Below are 22,562 nucleotides of genomic sequence, written 5' to 3' on the forward strand. Positions count from 1 at the left end.
CTGTACGGCATCTTCCGTCAAGATCACAAACCGGTGGCCTGATGAACTTGCTCGTCGACTTTCCGCTCGGCACCCGGCTCGTCGTTCGTTCGCGCATCGAGAGCGGCGTCATCGATGCGCTCGGCTACCTGCGCGAGATTGATGATACGCAATGCGTCATCGAGACTAGGTGCGGGCTGGTCACCGCCCTCCTCAGCGAGGTTGTCGTGGCGAAGAAGGTATCCCCGCCGATGCGCTCCCGCGCGTTCGATTAAGGATAATTTAGGCGATAGTCTGCGGCGGCAGCGCGGCGATCAGGGGGTGATCCTTGGCAAATGCGCCCATTTTGGCGGCCCCGCCGGGGGATCCGATGTCGTCGAAGAACTCGACGTTGGCCCTGTAATAGTCGGCCCACTGCACCGGCACGTCATCTTCATAGTAGATTGCCTCGACCGGGCAAACGGGCACACAGGCATTGCAGTCAACGCACTCATCCGGGTGGATGTAGAGCATCCGGTCACCCTCGTAGATGCAGTCGACCGGGCATTCTTCGATGCAGGCCCGATCCTTCACGTCCACGCAGGGAAGAGCTATAACATACGTCACAGCGGCAAGACTCCCTTCACGCAGTGCAGGCCTAAAGCCTACTAGAACCGGGTGGTCAGATCAGATGACTACTTTGTGCTCTCGCATCGGGTACCACGCCTTCCCTTTTACCCTATTAGCATCGCGTCATACAATACGCGATCTGTAGTTCGTGTATTGTATGACGGTAGACAGGTTGATGAGGAGGGCTATGAGTGCGAGTGCGAGTGCGTTTGCCGTGGCGGCGTTGGTCGCCCCGTGGTGTGCGGCGAGCTTTGGAGCAACCCTCAGGGGACTCCGGGGTGGTGCTGCGATGGTAGCAGCCAGTATTAGCGGGATCGGTTTCATTGCGGCTGTGGGGCTCGCCATCGACGTCGCCGTGAGCGAGACGCAGGCCGTCTCCCTGGGTCATGGAGCGTTCGCCTTGACCTTGGACGCCCTGGCTATCGTGATGATAGTGATGGTGCTGGGACTGAGCACCGTCACTCAGTCATTCGCGGTGAGGTATCTGCGCGGCGACGCCCGACAGGGCTGGTTCGTCTGCGTCGCCAACCTGCTGATAGCTTCTACGATCGTCTTGGTTTGCGCGAGCAGCGTGGTGATGTTCGTGGTGGGGTGGCTCGCGGCCGGTATCAGCCTAGTGCTGGTTCTGAACATGTACTCCCACGACCGGCAAGCGCGTGACGGCGTCCAACGCACCCTTCGGCGGTTCGTCCTCGGCGATGCATGTCTGCTCGCAGCCGCGCTGATCCTGATCAGTATCGGCGGTGCCGATCTCGCCCTGTCCGACGTCGGTCGCGCGGTCGGGGAGGTGCCCGTCCCGCTCGGCGTCGTCATCGGGCTACTGCTGATCGTGCCGGCACTCGCACGTTCGAGTCAGATTCCTTTCCACGGATGGCTTCCTTCCACACTTGCGGCTCCGACGCCGGTGTCGGCGCTGCTCCACGCCGGAGTGGTCAACGCCGGGGCGATTCTGCTCATCCGGTTCTCGCCAGCGGTCGCCGGATCGGCGGTTGTCATGGCAGTGGTTTTCGCCGCCGGTGCTGCGACCGTGGTTTATGCATCGGTGGTGCGGTTGGTCAAGCCCGATGTGAAGGGGCGCCTCGTGTTTTCGACGATGGCGCAGATGGGTTTCATGGTCATGGCCTGCGGCTTGGGCGCCTTCGCGGCAGCGGTATTTCACCTCGTTGCCCATGGGCTGTATAAGTCCGCATTGTTCCTGTCAGCGAGCACCGGGGTGAACCGTGACCAGGTGCGGCGCGCATGGCCCGAACGCCAGCCGGTGTCAACAAAGCACCTGTGGATTGTGATGGTTCTGGCGGTTTTTATTCCGTTCAGCGCGGTGGTCGGGTCGTTGGCGCTGCTGGCCAGGGATGTTTCCGCGTCGAGCGTGGCACTGCTTGCCTTTGTAGTCCTCACGGGCTCAGTGACGTTGGGTGCGACCCTGCTGTCGCGGCTGTCGGTCGCAACCGGCGTGGTCAGTATCTTCGGCATCGCCCTACTTGCCCTTGCCTACACGGCTTCCGTCGCAGCAGTCGATAACCTCCTGGGCGAAATACTGGTCACTGCTGCCGTCTCGCCATGGTGGGTGCTCCTGCCAGCGGTGCTGCTGATCGCCATCCAGTGGGTGGCCTATTACTCCGACCGCCGAAACGTCCTGCATGAGGTCCTCTATACCCGCAGTCTCGCGGCAGGAACACCCAAAACCCACTCGCTGAAAGGAACCTGACATGAGCCTTAAGACCAGAGCTGACATAGCGCGCGCCGCACGAGGCATCGTGCCACAGTGGCCGCTGAACTCCTTCATCGCTGTCAATCCGTTGGGCGGCTATGAGAGCACCGACTTCGAGAGTGTTCAAGTGCCAGGAGCCGTTACGACCCGTCCCTTGACTGCATACCGAGCCGACATCGACTCGGGTCGGATCACACCCGAAGATCTGCTGGCTGCGGTGCACGAACGTATTCCTGAGTTCCGCTCCCGCCCCGTGCGTGTCGGCTCTGCAACGATCAGCGCGGCGGAGCTCCTTGTTGCAGAGTTGACCGATCCGACGCCGACCACGGTCTCACCGACGACTCCAAGTGAACAGCACGACCTCGTCGACGACATCACGTCGAAGTGGGTCGCGGCGTTCCTTGACCCGGATCCGTTGTGGCGGATCCCGCGCCGCCGGGACGGTTTCTACGCAGCCTGGCGTCATCTTGCCACGCACGATCCCGATCTGCCTTGGGCCGCCCGAAGAGCTGCGCGAAGATTACCCGCTCGCCCGGAGGACGCCGTTGCTTCTGCAATGACCGGTCTAGAGGTTCCTGCCCGCGACGAGGACTCGATTCTGCGCAGGGAGCTCGCCGGCCTCCCCGGCTGGGCTGCCCACATCAAATGGAGATCGGAGCACGTCGGCGACGTAGACCTGGTGGACTACCTTGCAGTACGGCTGAGCCTGCGAATGCTGCTGGCTCACTCCTCCGGCTCCGCAGCCCTCTCGACGTATGAAGAGGCCGCGACAGATGGTCGGAGAGATCTCTGGCCGCGCGCCGTCCGCGTAGCCGAGCGCCTCGGTGTCGGAACCGACAGCCAAACTGTCGCCATTATCGGACGGGTGCTTGCTTTCCATCCTCACCGAGACCACCCTTACACTCTTCAGCGCGCCTACGAAGTGCACTACGCGCGAACACTTGTGCTCCCGCTCGGTAATAGCGAGCCTGCTGACTTACTGCCGCACCTGCAGCTAGTCGCGTGCATCGATCCGCGGTCTGAGGGCATTCGTCGCCACCTAGAAAGGCTGGATCCGCGTATTGAGACTTTCGGATTTGCAGGGTTCTTCGGTGTGCCGGTCCGATTCTCCACGTACAACTCACCGTCATCGATCGACTCCCTGCCGGCACTGCTTTCAGCGCACCACCATATAACCGAGGTTCCACAAGACGCAGGTGACGCTGCGTCTTACACGAAGCGACTGCGGACACGACAAGCCTTCGCTGCAGGAATTCACACCGGTGAATCAACAACGGTGTCCCCATTCGCCTTCGCTGAGGCAACGGGTTGGCTGTTTGGAGCCGCAACAGCGTTACGAACATTCGCCCCCACTACCGCAGCAAAATGGATTGCTGCGCTAACCTCCAGGCCGTCATTGGAGTCCTCGGTGACCGTCGTCGAAGCCTTCAGTCTCCAGGAGCGGGTCAGGCTGGCCGAGGCGTCACTACGAATGATGGGTCTCTGTCGCTTCGCACCGCTCGTTGTACTTGCCGGTCACGGCTCGACCAGCGCCAACAACCTCTATAAGTCGGCACTGGATTGCGGTGCCTGCGGAGGGAACCGCGGAGACGTCAATGCGCGCGCAGCTGCAACAATCTTGAATGACCCCGACGTCCGCGCTCTACTGAGCGAAAAAGAACTGAACATCCCAGTGGACACGTTCTTCCTCGCCGCGGAGCACGACACCGTCACAGACCGGATCTCCACCTTCGACACCCACCTTATCCCCGAAACCCACCGCAAACTCGTGGACGACTTCGACAGGCTTCAAGGGGCAGCGTCGGACGCACTCATCCGCGAACGAGCACAATCCTTGCCAGGCGCCTCACCATGGCACGCAACCAAGAAGACCCGTCGGCGGGCTGATGATTGGGCCGAGGTCTATCCTGAGTGGGGTCTCGTCGGCAACGCAGCCTTCATTATCGGTCCACGAGAGCTCACCCGCGCACTCGATTTGGAACGCCGTGTTTTCCTGCATTCCTACCGGCCCGAGCTCGACCCGAAGGGTGCAGCACTGGAGACGATCCTCACCGCCCCCGTGGTGGTAGCGCAGTGGATCAACCACCAGTACTACTTCTCAGCTTTGAACCCCGAAACGCTCGGCGCCGGAACCAAAACCACCCACAACGCCATCGGTACGCTCGGTGTCCTGAGCGGCCAGCGCGGCGATCTTCGGCGAGGACTGCCCTGGCAGTCACTGGGAGTAGGCGACCGGCTCGTCCACGAACCGATGCGGCTTGCAGTAATTGTGCAGGCACCACTGAATCACATTATCGAAATCATTGGACGCAACACCGTGCTGCAGAACCTTTTCAACAACAATTGGATCAGTCTCACCGCCCGCGAAGATGCCTCATCCCCGTGGTATTTGTACGGTCGGTACGGATGGTCCTCCAGCCACCTTAACACCACCCCCACCAGCGAAGGAACACCGTCATGACTGGTTTGACGAAGATGACCCGAGTCGAGGTCGTAATTTCGAATCGCGACGCACCTCCCGTTCGCGAGCTGATCGTCTCAGCTGGAGCAACCGGCTACACCGCAGTGTCAGGTGTATCCGGCCTCGGTCACCACGGTGCGCATTCGGGTGCTCTGCTGTTCAACGAATACGACACCCTTACAATGCTCATCACAGTTTTGCCTCCCGAGAACGCGCCCGCGCTGATCGACGCGATCCGGGTGCTGCTTGACGGACAATCCGGAGTGATGTTCGTCGGCGAGACGTACGTTAGCAGACCCGAGTACTTCCAGTGATGGTGCCAAGCCCACACCCTCGATCCACAACTTACGTTGGCTGTGCGGATGGAAAGGCCGGCCTCGCCCGGGAACCTTTGGCGACCCCTTGCATCGAGGCAACAGGCAGGTGTGACAAGACGGTACCTTCATAGCTAATGGCTGCGGCATTGCCGGGGCTACAGGTGACTGAAAGCTTGAAAACCCTAAGGACAAAATTCGGGTAGTGATTCTACGGAGGCGTTGACGGGGCAGGGGTCGAAAGTGAAGATGACGAGTGATCCTAGCGCGATGATACTTAGTGAACAGCTGAGCAGGACGGTTTTGAGCATGAGGCGCGATCGGGAGGTATCGGTGTAGTCATTGATGATGACGCGGAGGCCATTTGTGCCGTGAAGCATGGCGAGCCAGAGCATGATCAGGTCGAACCACTGCCAGAAGGGGCTGGCCCACTTCCCTGCGACGAAGGCGAAGTCAATCTGCTGGATACCGTCACCGAGCACAAGGTTGACGAAGAGGTGCACGAAGATCAGTGCAACGAGGAGTGCACCGGACCATCGCATGAACAGCCAGGCCATGAGTTCGAAATTGCTGTTCGTTACCGGCCTGCGGCGGTAACTGTTGATATAGGCACCGGGCCGGGTGTCGCGTTTTGAACTCACGGTTGCAGCCCCAGCCCGCACACCCCGAGCTCCTGCAGCATGTCGTCAACAACCTGCTCCGAAGAGGGGCTCGCATCGATGGTGATGAAGGACGGAAAGTCACGGAGTTCCCGATAGGCCTGATCGAACGCACCCAGATGCTCGAAGGTCTCACTGTCCGCGGCTCGGCTACTGACCCTGGCGTGTGCAATATCGGCGTCCACCTCGAAGTAAAAAACGATATCCGGGGTGGGGAGGACCCGGAGCAGCTCCGGAAGAAGCCAGCCTGCACGTAGGCCACGCACTTGCCTCAGCGCTAGCTGACAGTGCAGATGCCTGTCCATGATAAGAACACCAGAACCGGTCATCGCGCGTATGTGCGAGATCAGCACGTTGACGCAACGGATAGTGGTTTCTAGCGCATCCAACAGAGCCACCGGTGGGTGGATATTGTGCCGAGCACTCCAGGCGGTCATGCTTCGTCGGCCGGATTGGTTCATCGTGAAGGTCGCAGGATACGCAGCGGCGGAGAGTCGCTCGGTGAGCAGTTTTCCCGCAGTAGTTTTGCCCGCCCCATCGATACCTGCGAGAACGATAAGCATGACTTATCGCCGCCCTGCTGTGCGAAAGGTCTGCGAGAACCAGCGTTGGCCGCGCCCGAATGTCCAATGTTTTTCCGTCATGGTTTCTCCTAGCCCCTCCTTGGTCTCTGACTCTTCAGGCCCGAGCGATTTCCTAGTCCTCCTCCCGCTCTTCCGCGTCTTCTTCTTCCACCCCCGGTGTTTGTGGGAGTTGTGTATCGTCGCAACCGGTCAGGAACAGGGCCCCGGTTAGAAAAAGGAGGGAACCCAGGATGGCTGTGGCTCGGGGTTTCATGGTGATTCCTTTCGTAAGTGTCCATCGGTGGGGACGAAGATCGCCAGGAGCACTCCGATCTCCTGATGTGCTGTAGCCGGGTGACGGAAGTGCTGCCGGGGTTGGATCACATACCGGGTGCGGCGTCCTTCGCGTAGACGTTCCAGGTACCCTGCCTCCTCAAGGTCCGCAAGAATGTGCAGGGTTGCTCTGGGCGTGATGCCGACGGTCGCTGCTATGTCGTCCACACGCGCGCGGGAATTCTCGTTTACAGCCAGGAGGACATGGCTGTGATTGGTCAGGAACGTCCAGGGTGGACGGTGGGTTGGGCTTGTGCCCGGGGTCGATATTTGGTTGGCGACTATGTCGTGGTCAGGATTCGTTGATTTGGTGAGCGACATTGGAGCGCACCTTTCGTTGGATATAGCGAGATTCTCTTTCGACCAGTGTGCGCGGTTGGTTGCCTGGTCATCCGGTATGCGCAGGATTTTCACGCCCCGTACTAATTGCGTCGGCAGCCCAATGGGAGTGACGACGGCGGCCGCACCGGCCTTGCGCGCCGCGCGGGCCAGGGCTGTGGCCCGCGCCGGGTGTGAACGTCTGAGTGAGAACGTGCCGTGCCATACGACGCGTGCGGGAGCGGAGAATCCCGCCGCTTCCAGTACTGGCCGTACCTTGCCAGCGAGGGCTTGGGCCTCGCGCAGGGCTCGGCCGTACAGCCGCGCCACTATCGCCGGATCGGTGGTGAACGGGGGTCGTTGCCTTGGCACGAGAAGGAGCAGCGGCCTCTCCTGTTCTGAAGCAACCCAGACCGCGCTGTGTGCCAGAGCCGTAGCGACGGATTCGTCGGTGAGGATGACGACGACGGGGCGCCGGGGGAAGGCATGAGCTGCGCTCATCGCACACCACCGTTCCTACCTGCGGACGCTCGATCGTCGTCGTCGTCGTCGTCCTCGTCCGCGTTTGCGGTCTCGGTCCGGTGGCTGGGGAGGATGTGGCCACGGCGACGCCGCCACACCGGCTCCAGCTCGGCGTTCTCTTCCTCAGTGGCGACCCGAAAAGGAGGATCGGTCGGCTGGGGGAGGGCTTTGCGGCCCTGGCCACGGGTGGCCCGCAGGCTGGCAACAACGGAGACCGTGATGATAGCGGCGACCACAGCCAGGGAGATGGTTGTAGGGATGTAGAAAAGATCGATCTTGAGGAGCATCTTGACGCCGACCCAGATCAGTACCAGGGCCAACCCGATCTTCAAGTAGATGAACCGATGGATCAAATCTGCCAGCAGAAAGTACATGGCACGCAGCCCCAGGATCGCGAAGGCATTGGCGGTAAAGACGAGGAAGACTTCGTCAGTGACTGCGAAAATCGCGGGGATGGAGTCGACGGCGAAAACTATGTCAGTGGCCTCGATGAGTACCAGCACCGCCAGCAGCGGGGTGGCCAGTAACACCCCGTTCCTCCGGATGAGCAATTTCTGCCCATGGTAGGCCTCCGCCATCGGCACGAATCGCCTAAAGCCGCGAAGCACTAGCGACTGCTCGGGGTTCAGGTGTGCGTTGCGTTGTCGAATCATCCGCCACCCGGTGTAGAGCAGGAAGGCAGCGAAAACATAAAGAATCCAGGAGAAGTTCTGGATTAGGACGGCGCCGGCGGCGATGAAAATTGCGCGAAAGACCAGCGCCCCCAGCACGCCCAGGAACAGGACTCGGTGCTGGAATTCGCGTGGGACCGCGAAGTAGCTGAAGATGATGGCCCAGACAAAGACGTTGTCCACCGAGAGGGACTTTTCAATTAGGTAACCAGCGAAGTACTGCTGACCGAATTCGGCGCCCCAGTTCATCCACACGATGATGCCGAAAGCGACGCCGAAGGCCACCCACACGCCGGACCAGATAGCGGCCTCTCGCACCCCGATAACGTGGGCACGACGGTGGGCAAAGAGGTCGGCAGCGAGCATCACAACTATGAAGGCCAGCACTGCAGCCCAGACCCAGAATGGGACATCCATTAAAAATCCTCCGATCGAATCGATCGGAGGTCTTTCCCAGCCCTAAAAGGGCCTGTCCGCCGGGCTGCCAATGAGCCGTAGTGACGACGGGACAATTAGGGGATACTCCCCTCCGTGTACGAGACAAGTGAAGCACAGTTCATGTTTTCCGGTCAAGCAATCTTGGTGATTCGTGACTGTGTTCTTTCATAAACCCGGGATGCTCCATTGAGATCGAGCGGGATCAGTGTGGCTTGCGGCAGGTGCAGATCGCTGTCTAGGAGCGAGCAGTGCGGGAGTCAATGCCGACGCCGACCCAGTAGGCGAGTTCGGCGTCGTCGTCGAGCTGTTGGCGAGGCACTACCAGCCATCCGCGCCCCATTGGCTTTTCTTTGCCCATCAGCGCCGTTACTCCGCTGCGTCGAAGCAGATCGTCGTACTCGTCCGGGTTGGTACGCACGAGCAGATCGCCGACGCGATCGGCGGCGACTGCCATGTGGTCATCGACCATGAACGATACGCCGCCAAACATTCGTACCTCACGCACATTCTGGTGGGAGACGAAGAGGTCTCGGAGCCGTTCGGAAAGAACATCGCGTGCTGAGACGGTGTCGGTCACGGTAACTCCCCTCAATCACAGGTGCCCTCTGAATATGGGGCGAGGGCCTCATTCTGTCAAGGGATTTTGCGCTGCGGGACCTGCGCCATGCGCTGTTTGGCGGTGGTGTTGCGCGCGCCCACCGGTATATGCGCCGTAGCCTTGGCCAACCCAAACAGCGGCATTCCGTTGTAGACCGCTTCCATTCCAGAGGCTTGCACCTGATATGTCTCATGCCAGACACCTACGTCTCCGGTGCCAGCCACCTCCTTCATGAAGCGCCGCCAGGGCTCCACGTGGGGTGATTCCCTGTCTGCCGCGAACTTCCTCAGGTGTTCAGGGCTCGCCCAGTAACTCAGCAGCATGGTGGTGCGGCCGAACCATTGCTCATATCCAAGCATTCCAGCAGTAGGGTCGGTGGCCAGGTGCTGAAGCATCCGCGGCATCGAGGCGGCTACCCTGCCTACGGTCCCAATCTTCCACCACCGGTTTGCCCGCATCCCGATCAGGAACACCGTCACGGATTCGCTCCCCGGGTCCGCGGTGTGCCGACCGGCGAAAACTTTCTGTGCCATAAGAACTCCTTCAGCTTCTTCAGTTACATAACGGTGTTATAGAACAAGGTTATGGAACACTGGGCCGTATGGCAAGACCTGTAGTACACAATGATTCCCTGCGCCAGGACCTGCTGGCGGTTGCTGCTGACCTGGTCGACAGCAACGGCCCGGCGCGGGTAACGCTGCGCGATGTGGCGGCCGCAGCCGGGACGTCCACTTCCGCGGTTTACTCGCTGTTCGGCGGGAAGTCCCAGCTCCTGACGGCGGTGGTGGACAACGGATTCTCGTCGTTTCGAGATTCACAGCTTGCGGCCTCCGGAGGCCTCATGGAGTTGGGGGTGGCCTATCGGGCATGGGCGCTGGAGCACCGAGCCCTTTATCGCCTGATGTTCGGCGGCGCTTTGGCAGCCTATGTTGATTGCCAGCCCAGTCCAGGAGCAGCCGCTGATGCGATGCAGCCCTTGAAGGATGCAGTGGCTTCGGCCCAGTCTGCGGGCATCCTGGTGGAGGCGCCGGTAGAGCTAGTTGCCGTTGCGATTTGGGGCCAGGTCCACGGCCTTGTCAGCCTGGAGCTGGCACAGATGGGCCGTCCAGATGCTGACTGGGCAGCGGTCTACAGTATGGCCCTCGACGCCATAGCCCGCGGCTGGACTGCCGAATAGAGGCCACGTTAAACCCGGAAGACCTCCACGTGCAGTTGAACCCTCGCTGGTCCAACTGCACGTGGAGGTCTTCCGCTATGCACCGCCCTTGGAGCTACAGGACGGTTATTCCTGGTGGGATGGCTAACTCAGGGACGAAGCATGACCTTGCCTTTTCGGCCCGCGACGAAATTCGCCTTCGCCGCATCCTGCACTTGATCGAACGAGTAGCTTGCCTCGGTCGGGAAGGAAAGCGTGCCGTCAGTTACCCGCATCAGCAGCTCGCTGAAAAGCTCCCCGCGGCGTTCAGCCGACAGCGCGCTCATGACACTGCTGCCCCAGAAGCCCTTGACTGTGAGGTTCTTGAAAATGATCGCTCCGGAGTTGATGGTCAGGGAGCTGCCTCCCATCGCCCCGAACACAACGAGGGTTGAATTCTCGCTGAGCTGGGACAGAGCATCATTACTGGCTTCGCCGCCGACCGAATCTACGCCGGCAACAATTTTTGCGCCGCCTGTGATCTCTGCGACCCGGTCCTGCCAGCCTTCGCTTTCGGTGGATACAATCCGCTTGATTCCCTGCGAGGCAAGCTCATCGATGGCCGCGTCACGACGTACGAGGCCGATGACATTGATGCTGCGAGTGGGGGCAAGCTGCGCCAGAAGACGGCCAACCGCACCGTTTGCTGCGTTTTGGATGATCCAGTCACCCTCGTTGAGCTCCAGCCAGTCGAGCAGAGCCAGGGCTGAGAAGGGCATCGACACAAGCTGCGAGGCGACCTCGTCGGTAGCGCTATCGTCAACGGGAATCAGACCTTGTGCCCGGGCGATGAAGTATTCAGCCCAAACCCCGAACGTGCCGCCGGTCGCGACTCGCTGCCCGATGGAGAGGTGCTCCACGCCCTCGCCAATGGCGTCGATGAGCCCGACTGCCTCAGTGCCTGCTCCGGCGGGAAGTTCCGGCTTGAAGCCGTAGGTGCCACGGACGGTCCAGAGATCGTGGTTGTGGATGGGCGACATGAGTGTACGCACCCGTACCTGGCCCGGGCCCGGCTCCGGAGTCTTCACTTCATCCACCTGTAAGACGTCCCAGGGTTCCCCAAAGGTGTGCTGACGAATAGCGCGCATGATTGCCTTCTTTCTTCCTCGTGTGGTTACTGGTTGGTAACCACACGGGTACGCCGCCGTATTCCTGCTGCTAGTCCAACAGGCACATTTTCTGGCGCTGCGTCAGCCAGCGACGGCGAGGAGTCCAAAGGCCACGGCCACAAAAGGTGTGGTGCCCTGAACGATGGTGGGCCGGATGCTCTTTCCGCCGGTCTGCGCCAGTACTGCTGCGGCCAGCAGCATTGACCCACAGGACGAGAACAGAAGGGCCCAGCCAGCTATGACGCTGCCAGCCGACGCGCCAATGCCCACCAGCAGAACGCCCAGAAACGCACCGAGGGCGAGAAAGAGGTTGTAGAAACCTTGGTTGTAAGCCAACGGTCTGGTGATGTTCGCTGCTTCCTGCGATGGAACATTGAAGGTTCTCCAGGTTTTCGGGGTGGTCCAGGTGATGGATTCCAGAACAAAGATGTAGACGTGGAGGGCAGCCGCGATAAACGCAAAAACGAGGGCGACCGGGAGCATATGTAGATCGTAGTTCAGTGCACGGGGTCCTGCTGCCGTACAAGAAAACAGAGCCGCCCGAGGAATCACTTCAAGAGGTCCGGCTGAGTTGATTCGCGGAGTCATTTGATTTTGTCCTCCTAGCGGGTTGGGCGTCAGGCCCTTGTTTGCTGGTGGTCAGGATGAGCAGTTCGGGGGTCAGCGCCTAGATCTGCCGTTGGATGGCTGCCGGGGATGTCGTATTTTTTGGTGATCACTCAATCTCTACAAACCCCGGCACGGCGTCGTTCCATTCAGCCGAGGTCCGCATCGGAATCGAGTCCCTCACCAACGTCCTGGGTTTGGTGTGGGAACGCCCGCGCGGATCCAGTTTCGCCCGGTCCGCCTTGAGCCTGCGGTCAATCGTGGCCGATAAAGTCCGCAGCAACAAAACCACCGTCGCGTCATCAATGTCCAGCTCCCCAAGCCTGCGCAGCCGCGGCACCGGATCCGGCAACGCTGCAGCCGCCCACACGCAATGCCCTGGACTGCCCAGCAGAACTGCAAAGCCGCTATCACCGCCTCCCCATGCAGCGGCGGCCACCCCTCGACCACCCGCAGCACCAACGCCTCCTGCAGCGCCCTGCGCGCATGATCCCGGTGCCAACCGGTCGTCGCGCACAACTCATCCAAAATCAGCTTTTTCGCCGCTGGTCCGACCGGATACCAACCCGGCAGACACACCGCTACGTGGACATTCACAAATGACTCTTCGAATGCTGCCACGCGGACATCATCTATGAGTCAACGCGGGGCATTGACCACCGGGATGTACCAGCCATACTGTTAGCGCTATTGTCAGGGTGTTGATTAAGCACCGGTGCACCTTTTACTTCTTGGGGGAAGAAAATGGTCTCACGTTTTTCATCGTCGAAACTTGGTCGTTCCAACATGCGCGCTTCGGCTGTTCTTGGTGTAGCTGCCTTGGTTCTCACGGGTGGTTCTCCTGCAACCGCGGCATCACCGGTGATGACCTCTGTCGCGGCAACAGCGGATAGTGCTGCTTCCGCGCAGGGCGAGGCAAGTGGGAATGGCCACGGTAAGGCGAAGGGGAACACCACGCAGGCCTTCGACCGTCAGGTCGAGAAAGCAACGCAGTTCATGCGCACTGCAGCTGATGATTCCACCTACTTCGACACCGACGCAGCGCACGCCGCGAACGCTGACACGGCGACCCTGGAAATGGGGACAATTATCAATCAGCTCGCTGCGTCCCAGCAACCAGCCTCGGACGGCCAGATATCGATCCAAGCGAGCCTGCCCATCTGGGGTAACTGGTGCGGTCCGGGCCATGGTGGGGGCGTAGCCGTTGACGTCCTCGATTCGATCTGCCGCACACACGACCGGTGCTACGGCTCACGCGGATACTTCGCTTGCTCCTGCGACCGGGCAATCGTCCGGGACATCCGTGCGAACGCCTACCGGATGAAGACGCAGGAACGAGCAGTAGCCGCGGCCGTGAGCACCTATTTCACGTACTGCCTCTGTAACCCATTGAAGTAACCCGTTTGTCAAAGCCTCGATAAGGATTGTAGGTGCTGAAGCGATGTCTTTTGCTGATCATGTCGATGGCCGGGCACCACGAGCCACTCGACCCGTTGCGACGTGGACGCTGATGCTCCTAGCGGTCATTGTCGTCCTACTCCTTCCTGACTGGGCCGGGTCTGGAACTCCCCGCCCTATCTGGGTATTTGCCATACCTGTCCTTCTCGGCCTGACAGGAGCCGTCTTCGCGCTGAAAGACAAGCATCCCTGGTGGGCTGCCGCCTCAGCCCTCTGGGGTTTCATCCTCATCCAGATTCTCGTAGTCACCATCACCCTCCTCAGCGGACCATGAGCTGATCAAAGATCGTTCCATCCATTGATGGGAAGAGTTGAGATCAGACACATTGCTGAGATAGAAGGAGACCACAAGGTACTAGACGCCGCCAGGGCCCTGACGAAGCAGGTCGTAGTCCAGACAGAGGATCCTTTTTCGAGACGCCAACTTCAAGCTGCTTCCAGCGCCCGGGTAAAAATGTCAGTGCTGCCAACGCTGGTGCGGGGTCTTGGCCTCGTCATGTTTCTTATTGACACTGCATCGACCCGCTCCTCGGAAATCAGTTTCTGTTGCGGCATCAGGTCATTCGTGAACACCGCGTCCAGGTCCCGGATCTCGTTGAGCTTGGTCAACTCGGTGGTGGTGTCGTAGCGGTAGTATCCGACGAGTTCGCGCACCCTGGACCAGTTCTTCTGCTCGACGTAACAGCCATTTGCGGGCCTTATTTGGCACGCCGCGGGTTGATGGTCCAACCGGTGGCGATATCGGTGACCGTGAGGGTGACGCAGAATTCTCCGGAGCTATTACCACCCTCATGGCTGACCAAGTCGAGCTCCACGAAACCAGGTACGGTGCTGTCCCAATCAGCCCAGGAGCGCACAGCGATCTGATCACGCAGCGACGAACCGGGCTTGATATGGGACTTACCCCGCAACACCAGTTTCGCGGCTCCACCGCCCAACAAATCCGCAGCGCGGGCATCAGCGCCGCGCCATTGCACTTGCCTGCACGCGGCGCACAGGACCGCACTACTTTGAGCTTCAGCGAGTTCCGCAGAGCAGCACGGGCATAGTCGCGGTGCCAACCAGTCAACGCCCCCACCTCGGTCAAAACCTGCCGCTTACGCACCCGCGAAGACCGGGCATGCTCAGCGGCCATCTTCTTCGTTACTGCCCTGCGCTCACTCATTGGAAGCTCCATCAATCAGGCGTACCCGATCGCCGCCCACAAAAGTACTACCAAAGCGGAGGTTTTCAGATGAGGCAACGTACCCGGCTACGCGGAGGTATTTGATGAGTCAACGCGGACCGTTGACATAAACATTTAGGCCTACTAACATATCCGTCACAACGCCATACGAAATTCGTTTATTTGCTAGTTCTGCGCCATTTTTAAGATTAGCAGAAGCAGCTATCCACTTATCAATTTTCTCTCTTCGTTCCCCGAGGAGCGCCATGAGCAGTGTTGGTTTGTTGTACGTCGGTGCGGTTCTCTTCATGAATGGGCTCATGTTGATTGGGCTCGTCCCAGGCAAGTCCGCGGCCATTCTGAATTTCTTCGTCGGAGTAATGCAAGTAGTTTTCCCGACAATTATTCTCATTCAGTCAAACAATGATCTCTCGATCATCTTCGGTGCGGCCGGACTGTATCTCTTCGGGTTCACCTATCTTTATGTCGGAATCCTACAAATGACAGGGATTAGCGGCGAAGGACTGGGCTGGTTCTCCATCTTCGTTGCGGTGTGTGCCGTGGTGATAGGCATCCTCCAGTTCACCCTGGTGGGGGACCCCGTTTTCGGTGTTATCTGGCTGACCTGGGCCGTCCTCTGGTTCTTCTTCTTCCTCTTACTGGGCTTGGGCAGAGATTCGCTAGCCTTCACCACCGGCTGGTTCACCATTTTCGTCGCTCACATCACCGGGACCATTCCGGCTTTTTTCCTTCTGACCGGCAGGTATGAGACGAACAACGGGTACGCCGTGCTGGTAGCAATCGCAGCTGCAGCCGCCTTGGCGGCAGCTTTCTTCCTCGGACGGCGAGGCATCCCGCGGGGCAAGGCTTCACACGAGGGTCAAGCATTGGCATCGGCCTAAAACCCGACGTGCAGAAAGGATGGACTGTTCAATGCCGATCTACGAATACCGGTGCCCCGAATGCAGCATCTTCGAGGCTATCTTCCCGATGGGGGCGGCATCCGACCTGCAACCCTGTCCAACCTGTGGGCAGACATCCCGGCGGAAGATGAGCGCCCCGAATCTGTCCAAAACCGGATCGGCAGCGTTCAAACTCATCGACTCGGCTCACCGCAGCGCATCAGAGCCCCAGGTGCTCACCGGTGCGCTTCCGCCAGGATCGCATCGCAAGGTCCAGGCCTATACGTCCAATCCGCTTCATAGCAAGCTGCCGCGGCCATAACCGATGGGGTGCGGCTAAACCAGAGGAGATGAAATGCCCGACGTCATATTTCCACTCGACTCGACCAAGAAGTTTGAAGATCAGGAAAAGATCGGACACAACCGATGGCACCCGGAAATTCCTCCGGTAGCCACCGTCAAGCCGGGGGATTCCTTCAGGGTCCACTGCCGTGAATGGTTCGACGGAGCGATCGTCAACGACGATTCAGCGGACGACATCCTCAACGCGCCGCTGCTCACTGTCCACAAGCTCAGCGGTCCATTCGCCATCGAAGGCGTGAAGCCTGGTGACCTCCTCGTAGTGGATATTCTCGACGTCGGTCCGATCCCGCAGGAGGACTCGGGCCCGCTTGCCGGGCAAGGCTGGGGTTATACAGGCATTTTTTCGAGGAACAACGGCGGCGGCTTCCTCACCGAGCAGTTCCCCGATGCGTACAAGGCCATCTGGGATTTCACTGGCCAAGTGGCCACATCACGGCACGTACCGAACGTCTCCTATGTGGGCCTGATCCACCCGGGCCTGATGGGGACTGCCCCCTCCGCCGAACTGCTGGCGAAGTGGAACAAGCGCGAAGGCGACCTGATTGCCACGGACCCCAACCGAGTGCCGCCGCTGGCTTTGCCTCCCGAGCCGCAGTTTGCGGTTCTGGGAGGTCTGCCAGCATCGGAATTCGACAGGGTCGCGGGGGAAGCTGCCCGCACAGCACCGCCGCGTGAGAACGGCGGCAACCAGGACATTAAAAACCTTTCGAAGGGCACCCGCATTTTCTACCCGGTATTCGTTGATGGCGCGAACCTGTCGCTGGGCGATCTGCACTTCTCGCAGGGCGACGGCGAGATCACCTTCTGCGGGGCGATCGAGATGGGGGGCTTCATCGACCTCAGGGTTGATGTCATCAAAGGCGGAATGGAAACCTACGGGGTGAGTGAGAACGCCATCTTCATGCCCGGCATTGTCGAGCCGCGGTACAACGAGTGGATTGCTTTCTCCGGAACATCAGTGACCCTCGATGGCAAACAGCACTATCTCGACTCGCACCTGTCCTACCAGCGGGCCTGCCTGCACGCCATCGATTACCTGACCAAGTTCGGCTATAGCCCTGAGCAGGCCTACTTGCTCCTCGGTTCGGCGCCGATCGAAGGCAGGTTGTCCGGTGTGGTGGACATCCCCAACTCGTGTTCGACGGTTTACCTCCCGACGTCGATGTTCGATTTCGACGTCCGTCCGTCGGCGGCGGGTCCACACCAAATAGATCCGGGAATGGGCGCGCCGAAGTCCAACAACGTGTAGCCAGCTCCTGCGGATCTCCGGTGTCAGCGGCTCTGCCGCTGGCGCCGGTGCCGCGAAGGCGTTAAAACGTCACGCCACACCGCAGCACCACGTTGGCAAACGGGGTGGCCTCGCCGGACCTGATGATCAGCCGTGCCGATGGAAGGAGCGCCTTCAGGTCCTCGTGGCTTACGAAGTCGGGGTTCAGGCCCTCGGCGCGGACAATGTCCTCAACGGCAGAGCCAGTGGCTTCGGATGCCAGCAGGGACGACTCGACCTTGATGTCCGCCAGCACCGCGTGCAATACATCGGCGAAGGACGGGACGCCCTTCACCAGGGCCAGATCGACAACGGTGCCTGCATCGGGCAGCGGCATCCCGACGTCGGCAATCACCACGAGGTGGCCATGACCCAGGGTCCCGAGGATCCCGTTCAGTGGTCCGTTGAGGATTCCGGTCTTCTTCACGCGTCGGTTTCCTGTCCAGTGGTGATAGATGACGTGGTGGGTGCAGCGGGCAGCTGATCAGTCAGGGAGGGATACGACGGCTGGGCTCCCTCGGTCCCGACGGCGAACGCTCCGACCAGCACGGCAACCCGCACGGCGTCGGCCAGCGAGTCCCCGGCGCTGAGCCGGGCTGCCAGCGCGCCGGTGAAGGCGTCGCCGGCTCCGGTGGTGTCCACCACCTGAACCGTTGGTGCGGGGATTTCCAGCAGGTCGGTGGCAGAAGCCAGCAGCGCACCACTCCCGCCAAGGGTCATCACAACTGACGCGAAGCCGCAGGCCAACAGTGCCCGCGTAGTCTGCGCATGATCAGCATGATCAGCATGATCAGCATGATCAGCTGGATCGGACGGGTCAGAGCCGGTTAGTTGGGCCAGCACCAGGGCGCCTTCATGTTCGTTGACCACCAGCGGATCGGCCCGCAGCAGCGTGGCGCGGTCAAGGTTAATGACCGGCGCCAGGTTAATAACCACCCGTCCGCGAGCCAGAGCCACGGATGCAGCAACCGACGTAGCAGGGATCTCGCCCTGCAGTACCAGCACGGCGGCGTCGGCAATGGTCTCAGCTGAAGCAGCGACCAGCTCCGGTGTGACCTCGGCGTTGGCGCCGGGGATCACCACGATGGTGTTTTCGCCGCCGTCGTCGACCTCCACAATGGCGACGCCCGTGGTGGTACCCACCCGCTGGATCGCTGAAGTATCGACGCCAGCGGCGTGCAGCCCGGAGAGGGCGACTACAGTGTAGGCGTCCTGCCCCACCGCACCGATCATGGTGGTGCGGGCGCCGAGGTTCGCCGCAGCTACGGCTTGGTTGGCACCCTTGCCGCCGGGCATCACTGTCATGGTCCGTCCCAGCAGGGTTTCGCCCGGCTGGGGGTGGCGTTCCAGGGTGACTACGAGGTCGGCGTTGATGGACCCTACGACGACGATGCCCGACGGCTCAGTGCTCATTCGGTGAATTCTCCAACATTGTCGGCATTCACAGTGGTGACGGGCACGGGGATGTTCTCTTCGACGGTTTCGCCGGCGAGGATCTGCTCCAGCACCTCAACGGCCTGCTTGCCCAGTTCGGCTGGCTGCTGAGCAATAGTCGCAGTCATGGTGCCTGCCTCGATGGCGGCCAGGCCATCTTCGGTGCCATCGAAGCCGACGACGCTGACATCGTCGCCCGCGCGGTCGCCGAGGGCCTGGATGACACCGAGCGCCATTTCGTCGTTTTCAGCGAAGATGCCGGTGACGTCCGGGTTGGACTGCAGGAGATTAGTTGCCACGTTGAGTGCCTCGGCGCGGTCAAAGTTGGCGGTCTGCATGGCCACAACCGTGATGTTGGGGTATGCCGCGAGGCCCTCCTCGAAGCCAGCGCCGCGGTCGCGGCTCGCTGAGGTGCCAGCGACGCCCTGGAGGACAATAACTTCGCCCTCTTCACCCATGGCTGCTGCCAACTCGTCAGCTGCCTGGCGACCACCGGCGACGTTGTCGCTGGAGACGAGAGACTGGACGTCGGCGCCGTTGACGGTGCGGTCCACGGCTACTACCGGGATGTCGGCGTCGATCAGCGGTGCCACAGAGGCTGCTGCGGCGTCGGAATCCACTGGGTTGATCAGGACAGCGTCGGTGCCGCTGGTTGCCGCGGTGGCCAACTGGTTGGTCTGCGTGGCTGAGTCATTCTGTGCATCGACGACGTCGAGTTCGATGCCGGCAGCATCGGCTGCCTCCTGCGCGCCGTCGCGCAGTTCCACGAAGAACGGGTTGTTCAGGGTGGACACGGCGAGGGTGGCGGACGCGGAACCTTCGGCTCCCTCGTCACCTCCCCGGTTGCAGGCGGTCATGCTCAGGGCAAGGGCCAAAGACACGGTCAGTGCGGCGGTCTTGCGGGAAGTGAACTTCATTGTTATTTCCTTACTCAGTTGTGAAACGTGGATGACGGGAGGGAAAGGTTTAGTGGGGGGTGTTCTTGCGGCGGAGTGAATCGATACCGACGGCGACGGCGATCACCACCCCGATCACCACCTGCTGCCAGAACGAGGAGACGTTCAGCAGGTTCAGGCCGTTGCGGATGACCACCAGCACCAGGGCGCCCACCAGGGTGCCGGTAATGCGGCCTACGCCACCGGCCAGTGAGGCGCCGCCAATGACGACGGCGGCAATCGCGTCCAGTTCATAACCGGCCGCTGCCTGGGGCTGGGCGGAGTCGAGCCGGCCGGAGAGCAGCAATCCGGCGAGTCCCGCGAACAGCCCGGAGAGGGCAAACACGGTGATCAGGACCTTGCGGACGGGCACGCCGGAGAGGCGAGCGGCTTCCTTGTTGCCGCCCACCGCGTACATGTAGCGGCCCATCACGGTGAAGTTCAGGATGAACGCGGCCACTAGACCGGCGACTACCAGCACCACGATGGGCATCGGGATGACGCCGAGGTTCCCGCCGAGGAAGGACACCTCGGGGGCGGTGGCGATGGGACGGCCGTCCGAGATGACCAAGGTCAGTCCGCGGGCAATACTGAGCATGGCAAGGGTCGCGATGAAGGACGGCAGCCGTCCGAAGGCGACCGCGTAGCCACTGACCGCGCCGCTAAGCGTGCCTATCAGGAGGCCGCCGACGACTGCCACCCAGCCCGGCATGGATCCCTGCGAGAACAACCAGGCGGAACCCATCGCCGAAAGCGCTGCCACTGAACCCACCGAGAGATCGATACCCGCCGCGACGATGACAAAGGTCAGCCCGAACGCCAGCACGGCGATCACCGAGGCCTGGATGCCGATGTTCAGCAGGTTGGGACCGGTGAGGAAATCCGGGGTGGCGATGAACAGGGCCAGGCCCAGCACCACCAGGCCCACCAGCGCGCCGTTGTCGGCGAGGAACTTCTTCGCCCGTGACCCGCCCTGCACCTTCTTCGGCGCGGGGCTGGTAGCAACCTTATTCATGACCGTCCTCCATCAACTTGTCTTCGTTATCGCGCTGCACGTCGCGGACGGCCAGCGTCATAATGGCGTCCTGGGTGGCATCATCGGCCGCCAGTTCGCCGGAAATATGGCCGCCGCTCATCACCAGGATCCGGTCGCTCATCCCGAGTACCTCGGGTAGCTCGCTGGAGACCATGACGACGGCGCCGCCGGCGGCGGTGATCGCGTTCATCAGTTCGTAAATTTCCACCTTGGCGCCGACGTCGACCCCGCGGGTCGGCTCATCGAGGAGCAGCACCGAGGAGTTCGCCACAATCCAACGGGCAAACACGGTTTTCTGCTGGTTCCCGCCGGAGAGCGATCCCACCGGCTGGTCCAGGGTGTGCATGCGGATGCGCAGCTGGTCCGCTATGTCCTGCGCCCGACGGCGTTGCCCGGTGCGGTCCACCAGACCGGACTTCGCCGTCGTCGCCAGCGTCGCGTAGCCCACGTTTTCGTTCACCGTGGCGCCGAGCACGAGGCCCTGGCCCTTCCGGTCTTCGGGGACATGCCCGACGCCGGCCCTGATCGCCGCGCCGATGTTCGACTTGGGGAGGTCCTTGCCGCGGACCTTAACTGAACCGTCGACGTACGGGTCGGCGCCAACGACCGCGCGGATCACTTCGGTGCGGCCGGCGCCAACAAGACCGGCCAGGCCGACGATCTCGCCGGCGCGGACTGAGAAGGTGACATCGTTGATGACGCCTTTGGTGGAAAGGCCCGTCACCTCGAGGAGGGTGTCGGCGGGGCCGTCCCACTCGCGGCGGCGGGGGAACTGCGCCTCGATGGAGCGGCCCACCATGAGGCGGACCAGCTCGTCCTCGTGCGTGTCGGCGGGCACCTCGGCGATGAACTCGCCGTCCCGCAGGACTGATACGGAGTCGCCAATGGAGGCGATCTCATCCAGATGGTGGGAGATGAAGACCATGCCGACGTCGCGCTTTCGCAGGTCTTCAACGACGGCGAAGAGCGCGGCAATCTCCCGTTTGGTGAGGGCAGCAGTCGGTTCGTCAAGCACCAGCATGCGGGCATTGAGGCTGAGGGCCTTGGCGATTTCGACGAGCTGCTGGCGGGCGATCCCGAGGTCACCGACCCTCTGGTCGACGTCGATGTCGAGGCCGATCATTGCGAGTGCCGCCGTGGCGGTCTGACGCATTGTGCGTTTGTCGACCAGGCCGAAGTGGCGGGGGAAGCGGCCCATGGAGATGTTCTCGGCGACAGTCATCGAGCCGACCAGGTTGAGCTCCTGGTGGATGGTGGCGATCCCGAGGGCTTCGGAGGCGTTGGTGTCGGTGATCTGGACCACGTTGCCGTCCACGAGGATGCGGCCGCCGTCGGGCTGGTGAATGCCGGCCATCATTTTGATCAGGGTGGATTTGCCGGCACCGTTCTCGCCGAGCAGGACCTGCACTTTGCCGGGGTGGACGTGGACAGTCACACCCTTGATGACGGTGACCGGGCCGAAGGACTTGGTGACGTTGTCCAAGGTGAGGATGGGTTGGGTATTCACTGTGCTGTGCCTCCTCGAAGGGGCGGAGTGGAACCACGGATAATGAGCCGGCTGGGGAGGATAACTGAATCAGGGGTCTCACCGGCGATTACCTGGGTAAGCAGCTCGACAGCGAGACGACCCATCGTGTCGACGTCGTGGGCGATGACGGTGAGGGAGGGGTTCAGGAGGGTGAAGGCGTCGATGTTGTCATAGGCGACGAACGCGAGGTCAGTGCCGATCCCGATGCCTCGCTCGTTGCAGACCCCGATGGCGCCGATGCTCATGAGGCTGTCAGCGGCCAGCAGTGCGGTGGGCGGTTGGGGGAGTTCGAGCAGGTGGCGCGCTCCGGCCGCGCCGCTCGCGGCCTGGAAGTCGCCGAAGAAGATGAGGCTGTCGTCCTCGTCCGCTTCGGTGTCGGCGAGAGCGCCCT

The 22,562-nt window shown here is 61.3% G+C and carries 28 protein-coding genes; 10 read left to right on the top strand and 18 right to left on the bottom strand.

Features of this window, described 5'->3' with window-relative positions:
• Positions 1-254: hypothetical protein (locus Y703_RS0110935; RefSeq protein WP_253908015.1), on the top strand; the 254-nt coding region annotated here is incomplete at its 5' end.
• Positions 255-261: 7 nt separating this feature from the next.
• Here Y703_RS0110935 and fdxA read toward each other — a convergent pair.
• Positions 262-585, bottom strand: coding sequence for a ferredoxin (gene fdxA / locus Y703_RS0110940; protein ID WP_026552735.1), 324 nt, complete (start codon positions 583-585; stop codon positions 262-264).
• Between the two features lie 190 nt (positions 586-775).
• Between fdxA and Y703_RS19375 the strand changes: the two genes are divergently transcribed.
• The 3 genes from Y703_RS19375 to Y703_RS0110955 are packed head-to-tail and all read left to right on the top strand — an operon-like array spanning position 776 to position 5,071.
• Positions 776-2,293: a proton-conducting transporter transmembrane domain-containing protein gene (locus tag Y703_RS19375; RefSeq protein ID WP_162148886.1), complete on the top strand. Its 1,518-nt coding sequence runs from the start codon at positions 776-778 to the stop codon at positions 2,291-2,293.
• Position 2,294: 1 nt separating this feature from the next.
• Positions 2,295-4,757 carry a DUF2309 domain-containing protein gene (locus Y703_RS19380; RefSeq protein WP_051427515.1) on the top strand — a complete coding sequence of 821 codons (2,463 nt, stop codon included), beginning with the start codon at positions 2,295-2,297 and terminating at the stop codon, positions 4,755-4,757.
• Entirely contained in the window at positions 4,754-5,071 is a 318-nt protein-coding gene (locus Y703_RS0110955) for a P-II family nitrogen regulator (RefSeq protein ID WP_026552736.1), read from the top strand. The genes Y703_RS19380 and Y703_RS0110955 overlap by 4 nt, the downstream gene beginning before the upstream one ends.
• Positions 5,072-5,256: 185 nt before the next feature.
• Here Y703_RS0110955 and Y703_RS19385 read toward each other — a convergent pair whose 3' ends face one another.
• From Y703_RS19385 to Y703_RS0110990, 7 genes are all read right to left on the bottom strand, one after another.
• Positions 5,257-5,676, bottom strand: coding sequence for a succinate dehydrogenase hydrophobic membrane anchor subunit (locus Y703_RS19385; RefSeq protein ID WP_035764719.1), 420 nt, complete (start codon positions 5,674-5,676; stop codon positions 5,257-5,259).
• Positions 5,677-5,708: 32 nt separating this feature from the next.
• Entirely contained in the window at positions 5,709-6,293 is a 585-nt protein-coding gene (locus tag Y703_RS0110965; protein ID WP_026552737.1) for a dTMP kinase, read from the bottom strand.
• 133 nt (positions 6,294-6,426) lie between these two features.
• On the bottom strand, positions 6,427-6,567 hold the full coding sequence (locus Y703_RS22115) for a hypothetical protein (protein ID WP_155849495.1): 141 nt from the start codon (positions 6,565-6,567) through the stop codon (positions 6,427-6,429).
• Positions 6,564-6,911, bottom strand: a complete 348-nt coding sequence (locus tag Y703_RS0110975) for a helix-turn-helix transcriptional regulator (RefSeq protein ID WP_253908019.1) — start codon at positions 6,909-6,911, stop codon at positions 6,564-6,566. Before Y703_RS0110975 ends, Y703_RS22115 begins: the two co-directional genes overlap by 4 nt.
• A gap of 530 nt (positions 6,912-7,441) precedes the next feature.
• The gene (locus Y703_RS0110980; protein ID WP_026552739.1) at positions 7,442-8,554 is read right to left on the bottom strand and encodes a TerC family protein; all 1,113 of its coding nucleotides are present in this window, start codon (positions 8,552-8,554) and stop codon (positions 7,442-7,444) included.
• Between the two features lie 256 nt (positions 8,555-8,810).
• Entirely contained in the window at positions 8,811-9,152 is a 342-nt protein-coding gene (locus Y703_RS0110985; RefSeq protein WP_026552740.1) for a TfoX/Sxy family protein, read from the bottom strand.
• A 56-nt stretch (positions 9,153-9,208) separates the two neighbouring features.
• Positions 9,209-9,706, bottom strand: coding sequence for a DUF4188 domain-containing protein (locus Y703_RS0110990; RefSeq protein WP_026552741.1), 498 nt, complete (start codon positions 9,704-9,706; stop codon positions 9,209-9,211).
• A 68-nt stretch (positions 9,707-9,774) separates the two neighbouring features.
• Between Y703_RS0110990 and Y703_RS0110995 the strand changes: the two genes are divergently transcribed.
• Positions 9,775-10,350: a TetR-like C-terminal domain-containing protein gene (locus tag Y703_RS0110995; protein ID WP_026552742.1), complete on the top strand. Its 576-nt coding sequence runs from the start codon at positions 9,775-9,777 to the stop codon at positions 10,348-10,350.
• 128 nt (positions 10,351-10,478) lie between these two features.
• Here Y703_RS0110995 and Y703_RS0111000 read toward each other — a convergent pair whose 3' ends face one another.
• Positions 10,479-11,456: a zinc-binding dehydrogenase gene (locus tag Y703_RS0111000; protein ID WP_026552743.1), complete on the bottom strand. Its 978-nt coding sequence runs from the start codon at positions 11,454-11,456 to the stop codon at positions 10,479-10,481.
• 102 nt (positions 11,457-11,558) lie between these two features.
• Positions 11,559-11,960 carry a DUF1304 domain-containing protein gene (locus tag Y703_RS0111005; RefSeq protein ID WP_026552744.1) on the bottom strand — a complete coding sequence of 134 codons (402 nt, stop codon included), beginning with the start codon at positions 11,958-11,960 and terminating at the stop codon, positions 11,559-11,561.
• Between the two features lie 867 nt (positions 11,961-12,827).
• Here Y703_RS0111005 and Y703_RS22700 point away from each other — a divergent pair.
• Together Y703_RS22700 and Y703_RS0111020 are read left to right on the top strand one after the other, a co-directional pair.
• Positions 12,828-13,481 (top strand): phospholipase A2 family protein, encoded by a 654-nt coding sequence (locus Y703_RS22700; RefSeq protein WP_051427516.1) that lies wholly within the window; start codon positions 12,828-12,830, stop codon positions 13,479-13,481.
• Between the two features lie 43 nt (positions 13,482-13,524).
• Positions 13,525-13,815 (top strand): hypothetical protein, encoded by a 291-nt coding sequence (locus tag Y703_RS0111020; RefSeq protein ID WP_155849497.1) that lies wholly within the window; start codon positions 13,525-13,527, stop codon positions 13,813-13,815.
• Between the two features lie 152 nt (positions 13,816-13,967).
• Here Y703_RS0111020 and Y703_RS20905 read toward each other — a convergent pair whose 3' ends face one another.
• Positions 13,968-14,195 carry a hypothetical protein gene (locus Y703_RS20905; RefSeq protein ID WP_026552748.1) on the bottom strand — a complete coding sequence of 76 codons (228 nt, stop codon included), beginning with the start codon at positions 14,193-14,195 and terminating at the stop codon, positions 13,968-13,970.
• Between the two features lie 44 nt (positions 14,196-14,239).
• Positions 14,240-14,518: a hypothetical protein gene (locus Y703_RS22125; RefSeq protein WP_026552749.1), complete on the bottom strand. Its 279-nt coding sequence runs from the start codon at positions 14,516-14,518 to the stop codon at positions 14,240-14,242.
• Positions 14,519-14,972: 454 nt separating this feature from the next.
• Here Y703_RS22125 and Y703_RS0111035 point away from each other — a divergent pair, with 454 nt between their 5' ends.
• From Y703_RS0111035 to fmdA, 3 genes are read left to right on the top strand one after another with little or no spacing between them, the layout of a single operon-like run.
• Positions 14,973-15,608, top strand: coding sequence for an AmiS/UreI family transporter (locus Y703_RS0111035; protein ID WP_026552750.1), 636 nt, complete (start codon positions 14,973-14,975; stop codon positions 15,606-15,608).
• A 31-nt stretch (positions 15,609-15,639) separates the two neighbouring features.
• Positions 15,640-15,930 (top strand): FmdB family zinc ribbon protein, encoded by a 291-nt coding sequence (locus tag Y703_RS0111040; protein ID WP_026552751.1) that lies wholly within the window; start codon positions 15,640-15,642, stop codon positions 15,928-15,930.
• Between the two features lie 33 nt (positions 15,931-15,963).
• Positions 15,964-17,220, top strand: a complete 1,257-nt coding sequence (gene fmdA / locus Y703_RS0111045; protein WP_026552752.1) for a formamidase — start codon at positions 15,964-15,966, stop codon at positions 17,218-17,220.
• A gap of 61 nt (positions 17,221-17,281) precedes the next feature.
• On the opposite strand, the gene rbsD is transcribed toward fmdA, so the two are convergent.
• The 6 genes from rbsD to Y703_RS19405 all read right to left on the bottom strand — a co-directional run.
• Entirely contained in the window at positions 17,282-17,665 is a 384-nt protein-coding gene (gene rbsD, locus Y703_RS0111050; protein ID WP_026552753.1) for a D-ribose pyranase, read from the bottom strand.
• Positions 17,662-18,651 carry a ribokinase gene (locus Y703_RS19400; protein ID WP_051427517.1) on the bottom strand — a complete coding sequence of 330 codons (990 nt, stop codon included), beginning with the start codon at positions 18,649-18,651 and terminating at the stop codon, positions 17,662-17,664. Before Y703_RS19400 ends, rbsD begins: the two co-directional genes overlap by 4 nt.
• Positions 18,648-19,589 (bottom strand): substrate-binding domain-containing protein, encoded by a 942-nt coding sequence (locus Y703_RS0111060; protein WP_026552754.1) that lies wholly within the window; start codon positions 19,587-19,589, stop codon positions 18,648-18,650. Before Y703_RS0111060 ends, Y703_RS19400 begins: the two co-directional genes overlap by 4 nt.
• Positions 19,590-19,638: 49 nt before the next feature.
• On the bottom strand, positions 19,639-20,622 hold the full coding sequence (locus tag Y703_RS0111065; RefSeq protein WP_026552755.1) for an ABC transporter permease: 984 nt from the start codon (positions 20,620-20,622) through the stop codon (positions 19,639-19,641).
• A complete protein-coding gene (locus Y703_RS0111070) occupies positions 20,615-22,150 on the bottom strand; it encodes a sugar ABC transporter ATP-binding protein (protein ID WP_026552756.1) in 1,536 nt (511 codons plus the stop codon). Before Y703_RS0111070 ends, Y703_RS0111065 begins: the two co-directional genes overlap by 8 nt.
• Positions 22,147-22,562 (bottom strand): substrate-binding domain-containing protein (locus tag Y703_RS19405; RefSeq protein WP_162148887.1); only part of this gene is annotated, 416 nt, incomplete at its 5' end. The genes Y703_RS0111070 and Y703_RS19405, both read right to left, overlap by 4 nt.

This window comes from Arthrobacter sp. H20 (assembly GCF_000520515.1).
Lineage (GTDB): Bacteria > Actinomycetota > Actinomycetes > Actinomycetales > Micrococcaceae > Arthrobacter_D.

What these genes read in the sequence shown, in the direction of transcription:
- Y703_RS22115 (WP_155849495.1), bottom strand. Translation starts at nt 6,567, where the DNA reads ATGAAACCCCGAGCCACAGCCATCCTGGGTTCCCTCCTTTTTCTAACC.
- Y703_RS0111005 (WP_026552744.1), bottom strand. Translation starts at nt 11,960, where the DNA reads ATGCTCCCGGTCGCCCTCGTTTTTGCGTTTATCGCGGCTGCCCTCCAC.
- fmdA (WP_026552752.1), top strand. Translation starts at nt 15,964, where the DNA reads ATGCCCGACGTCATATTTCCACTCGACTCGACCAAGAAGTTTGAAGAT.
- Y703_RS22700 (WP_051427516.1), top strand. Translation starts at nt 12,828, where the DNA reads ATGGTCTCACGTTTTTCATCGTCGAAACTTGGTCGTTCCAACATGCGC.
- Y703_RS0111000 (WP_026552743.1), bottom strand. Translation starts at nt 11,456, where the DNA reads ATGCGCGCTATTCGTCAGCACACCTTTGGGGAACCCTGGGACGTCTTA.
- Y703_RS0111020 (WP_155849497.1), top strand. Translation starts at nt 13,525, where the DNA reads ATGTCTTTTGCTGATCATGTCGATGGCCGGGCACCACGAGCCACTCGA.
- Y703_RS19400 (WP_051427517.1), bottom strand. Translation starts at nt 18,651, where the DNA reads ATGAGCACTGAGCCGTCGGGCATCGTCGTCGTAGGGTCCATCAACGCC.
- Y703_RS0111035 (WP_026552750.1), top strand. Translation starts at nt 14,973, where the DNA reads ATGAGCAGTGTTGGTTTGTTGTACGTCGGTGCGGTTCTCTTCATGAAT.
- Y703_RS0111040 (WP_026552751.1), top strand. Translation starts at nt 15,640, where the DNA reads ATGCCGATCTACGAATACCGGTGCCCCGAATGCAGCATCTTCGAGGCT.
- Y703_RS19375 (WP_162148886.1), top strand. Translation starts at nt 776, where the DNA reads ATGAGTGCGAGTGCGAGTGCGTTTGCCGTGGCGGCGTTGGTCGCCCCG.
- Y703_RS0110990 (WP_026552741.1), bottom strand. Translation starts at nt 9,706, where the DNA reads ATGGCACAGAAAGTTTTCGCCGGTCGGCACACCGCGGACCCGGGGAGC.
- Y703_RS0110980 (WP_026552739.1), bottom strand. Translation starts at nt 8,554, where the DNA reads ATGGATGTCCCATTCTGGGTCTGGGCTGCAGTGCTGGCCTTCATAGTT.
- Y703_RS19380 (WP_051427515.1), top strand. Translation starts at nt 2,295, where the DNA reads ATGAGCCTTAAGACCAGAGCTGACATAGCGCGCGCCGCACGAGGCATC.
- Y703_RS0110965 (WP_026552737.1), bottom strand. Translation starts at nt 6,293, where the DNA reads ATGCTTATCGTTCTCGCAGGTATCGATGGGGCGGGCAAAACTACTGCG.
- Y703_RS0111060 (WP_026552754.1), bottom strand. Translation starts at nt 19,589, where the DNA reads ATGAAGTTCACTTCCCGCAAGACCGCCGCACTGACCGTGTCTTTGGCC.
- Y703_RS0111065 (WP_026552755.1), bottom strand. Translation starts at nt 20,622, where the DNA reads ATGAATAAGGTTGCTACCAGCCCCGCGCCGAAGAAGGTGCAGGGCGGG.
- Y703_RS0110995 (WP_026552742.1), top strand. Translation starts at nt 9,775, where the DNA reads ATGGCAAGACCTGTAGTACACAATGATTCCCTGCGCCAGGACCTGCTG.
- Y703_RS0110955 (WP_026552736.1), top strand. Translation starts at nt 4,754, where the DNA reads ATGACTGGTTTGACGAAGATGACCCGAGTCGAGGTCGTAATTTCGAAT.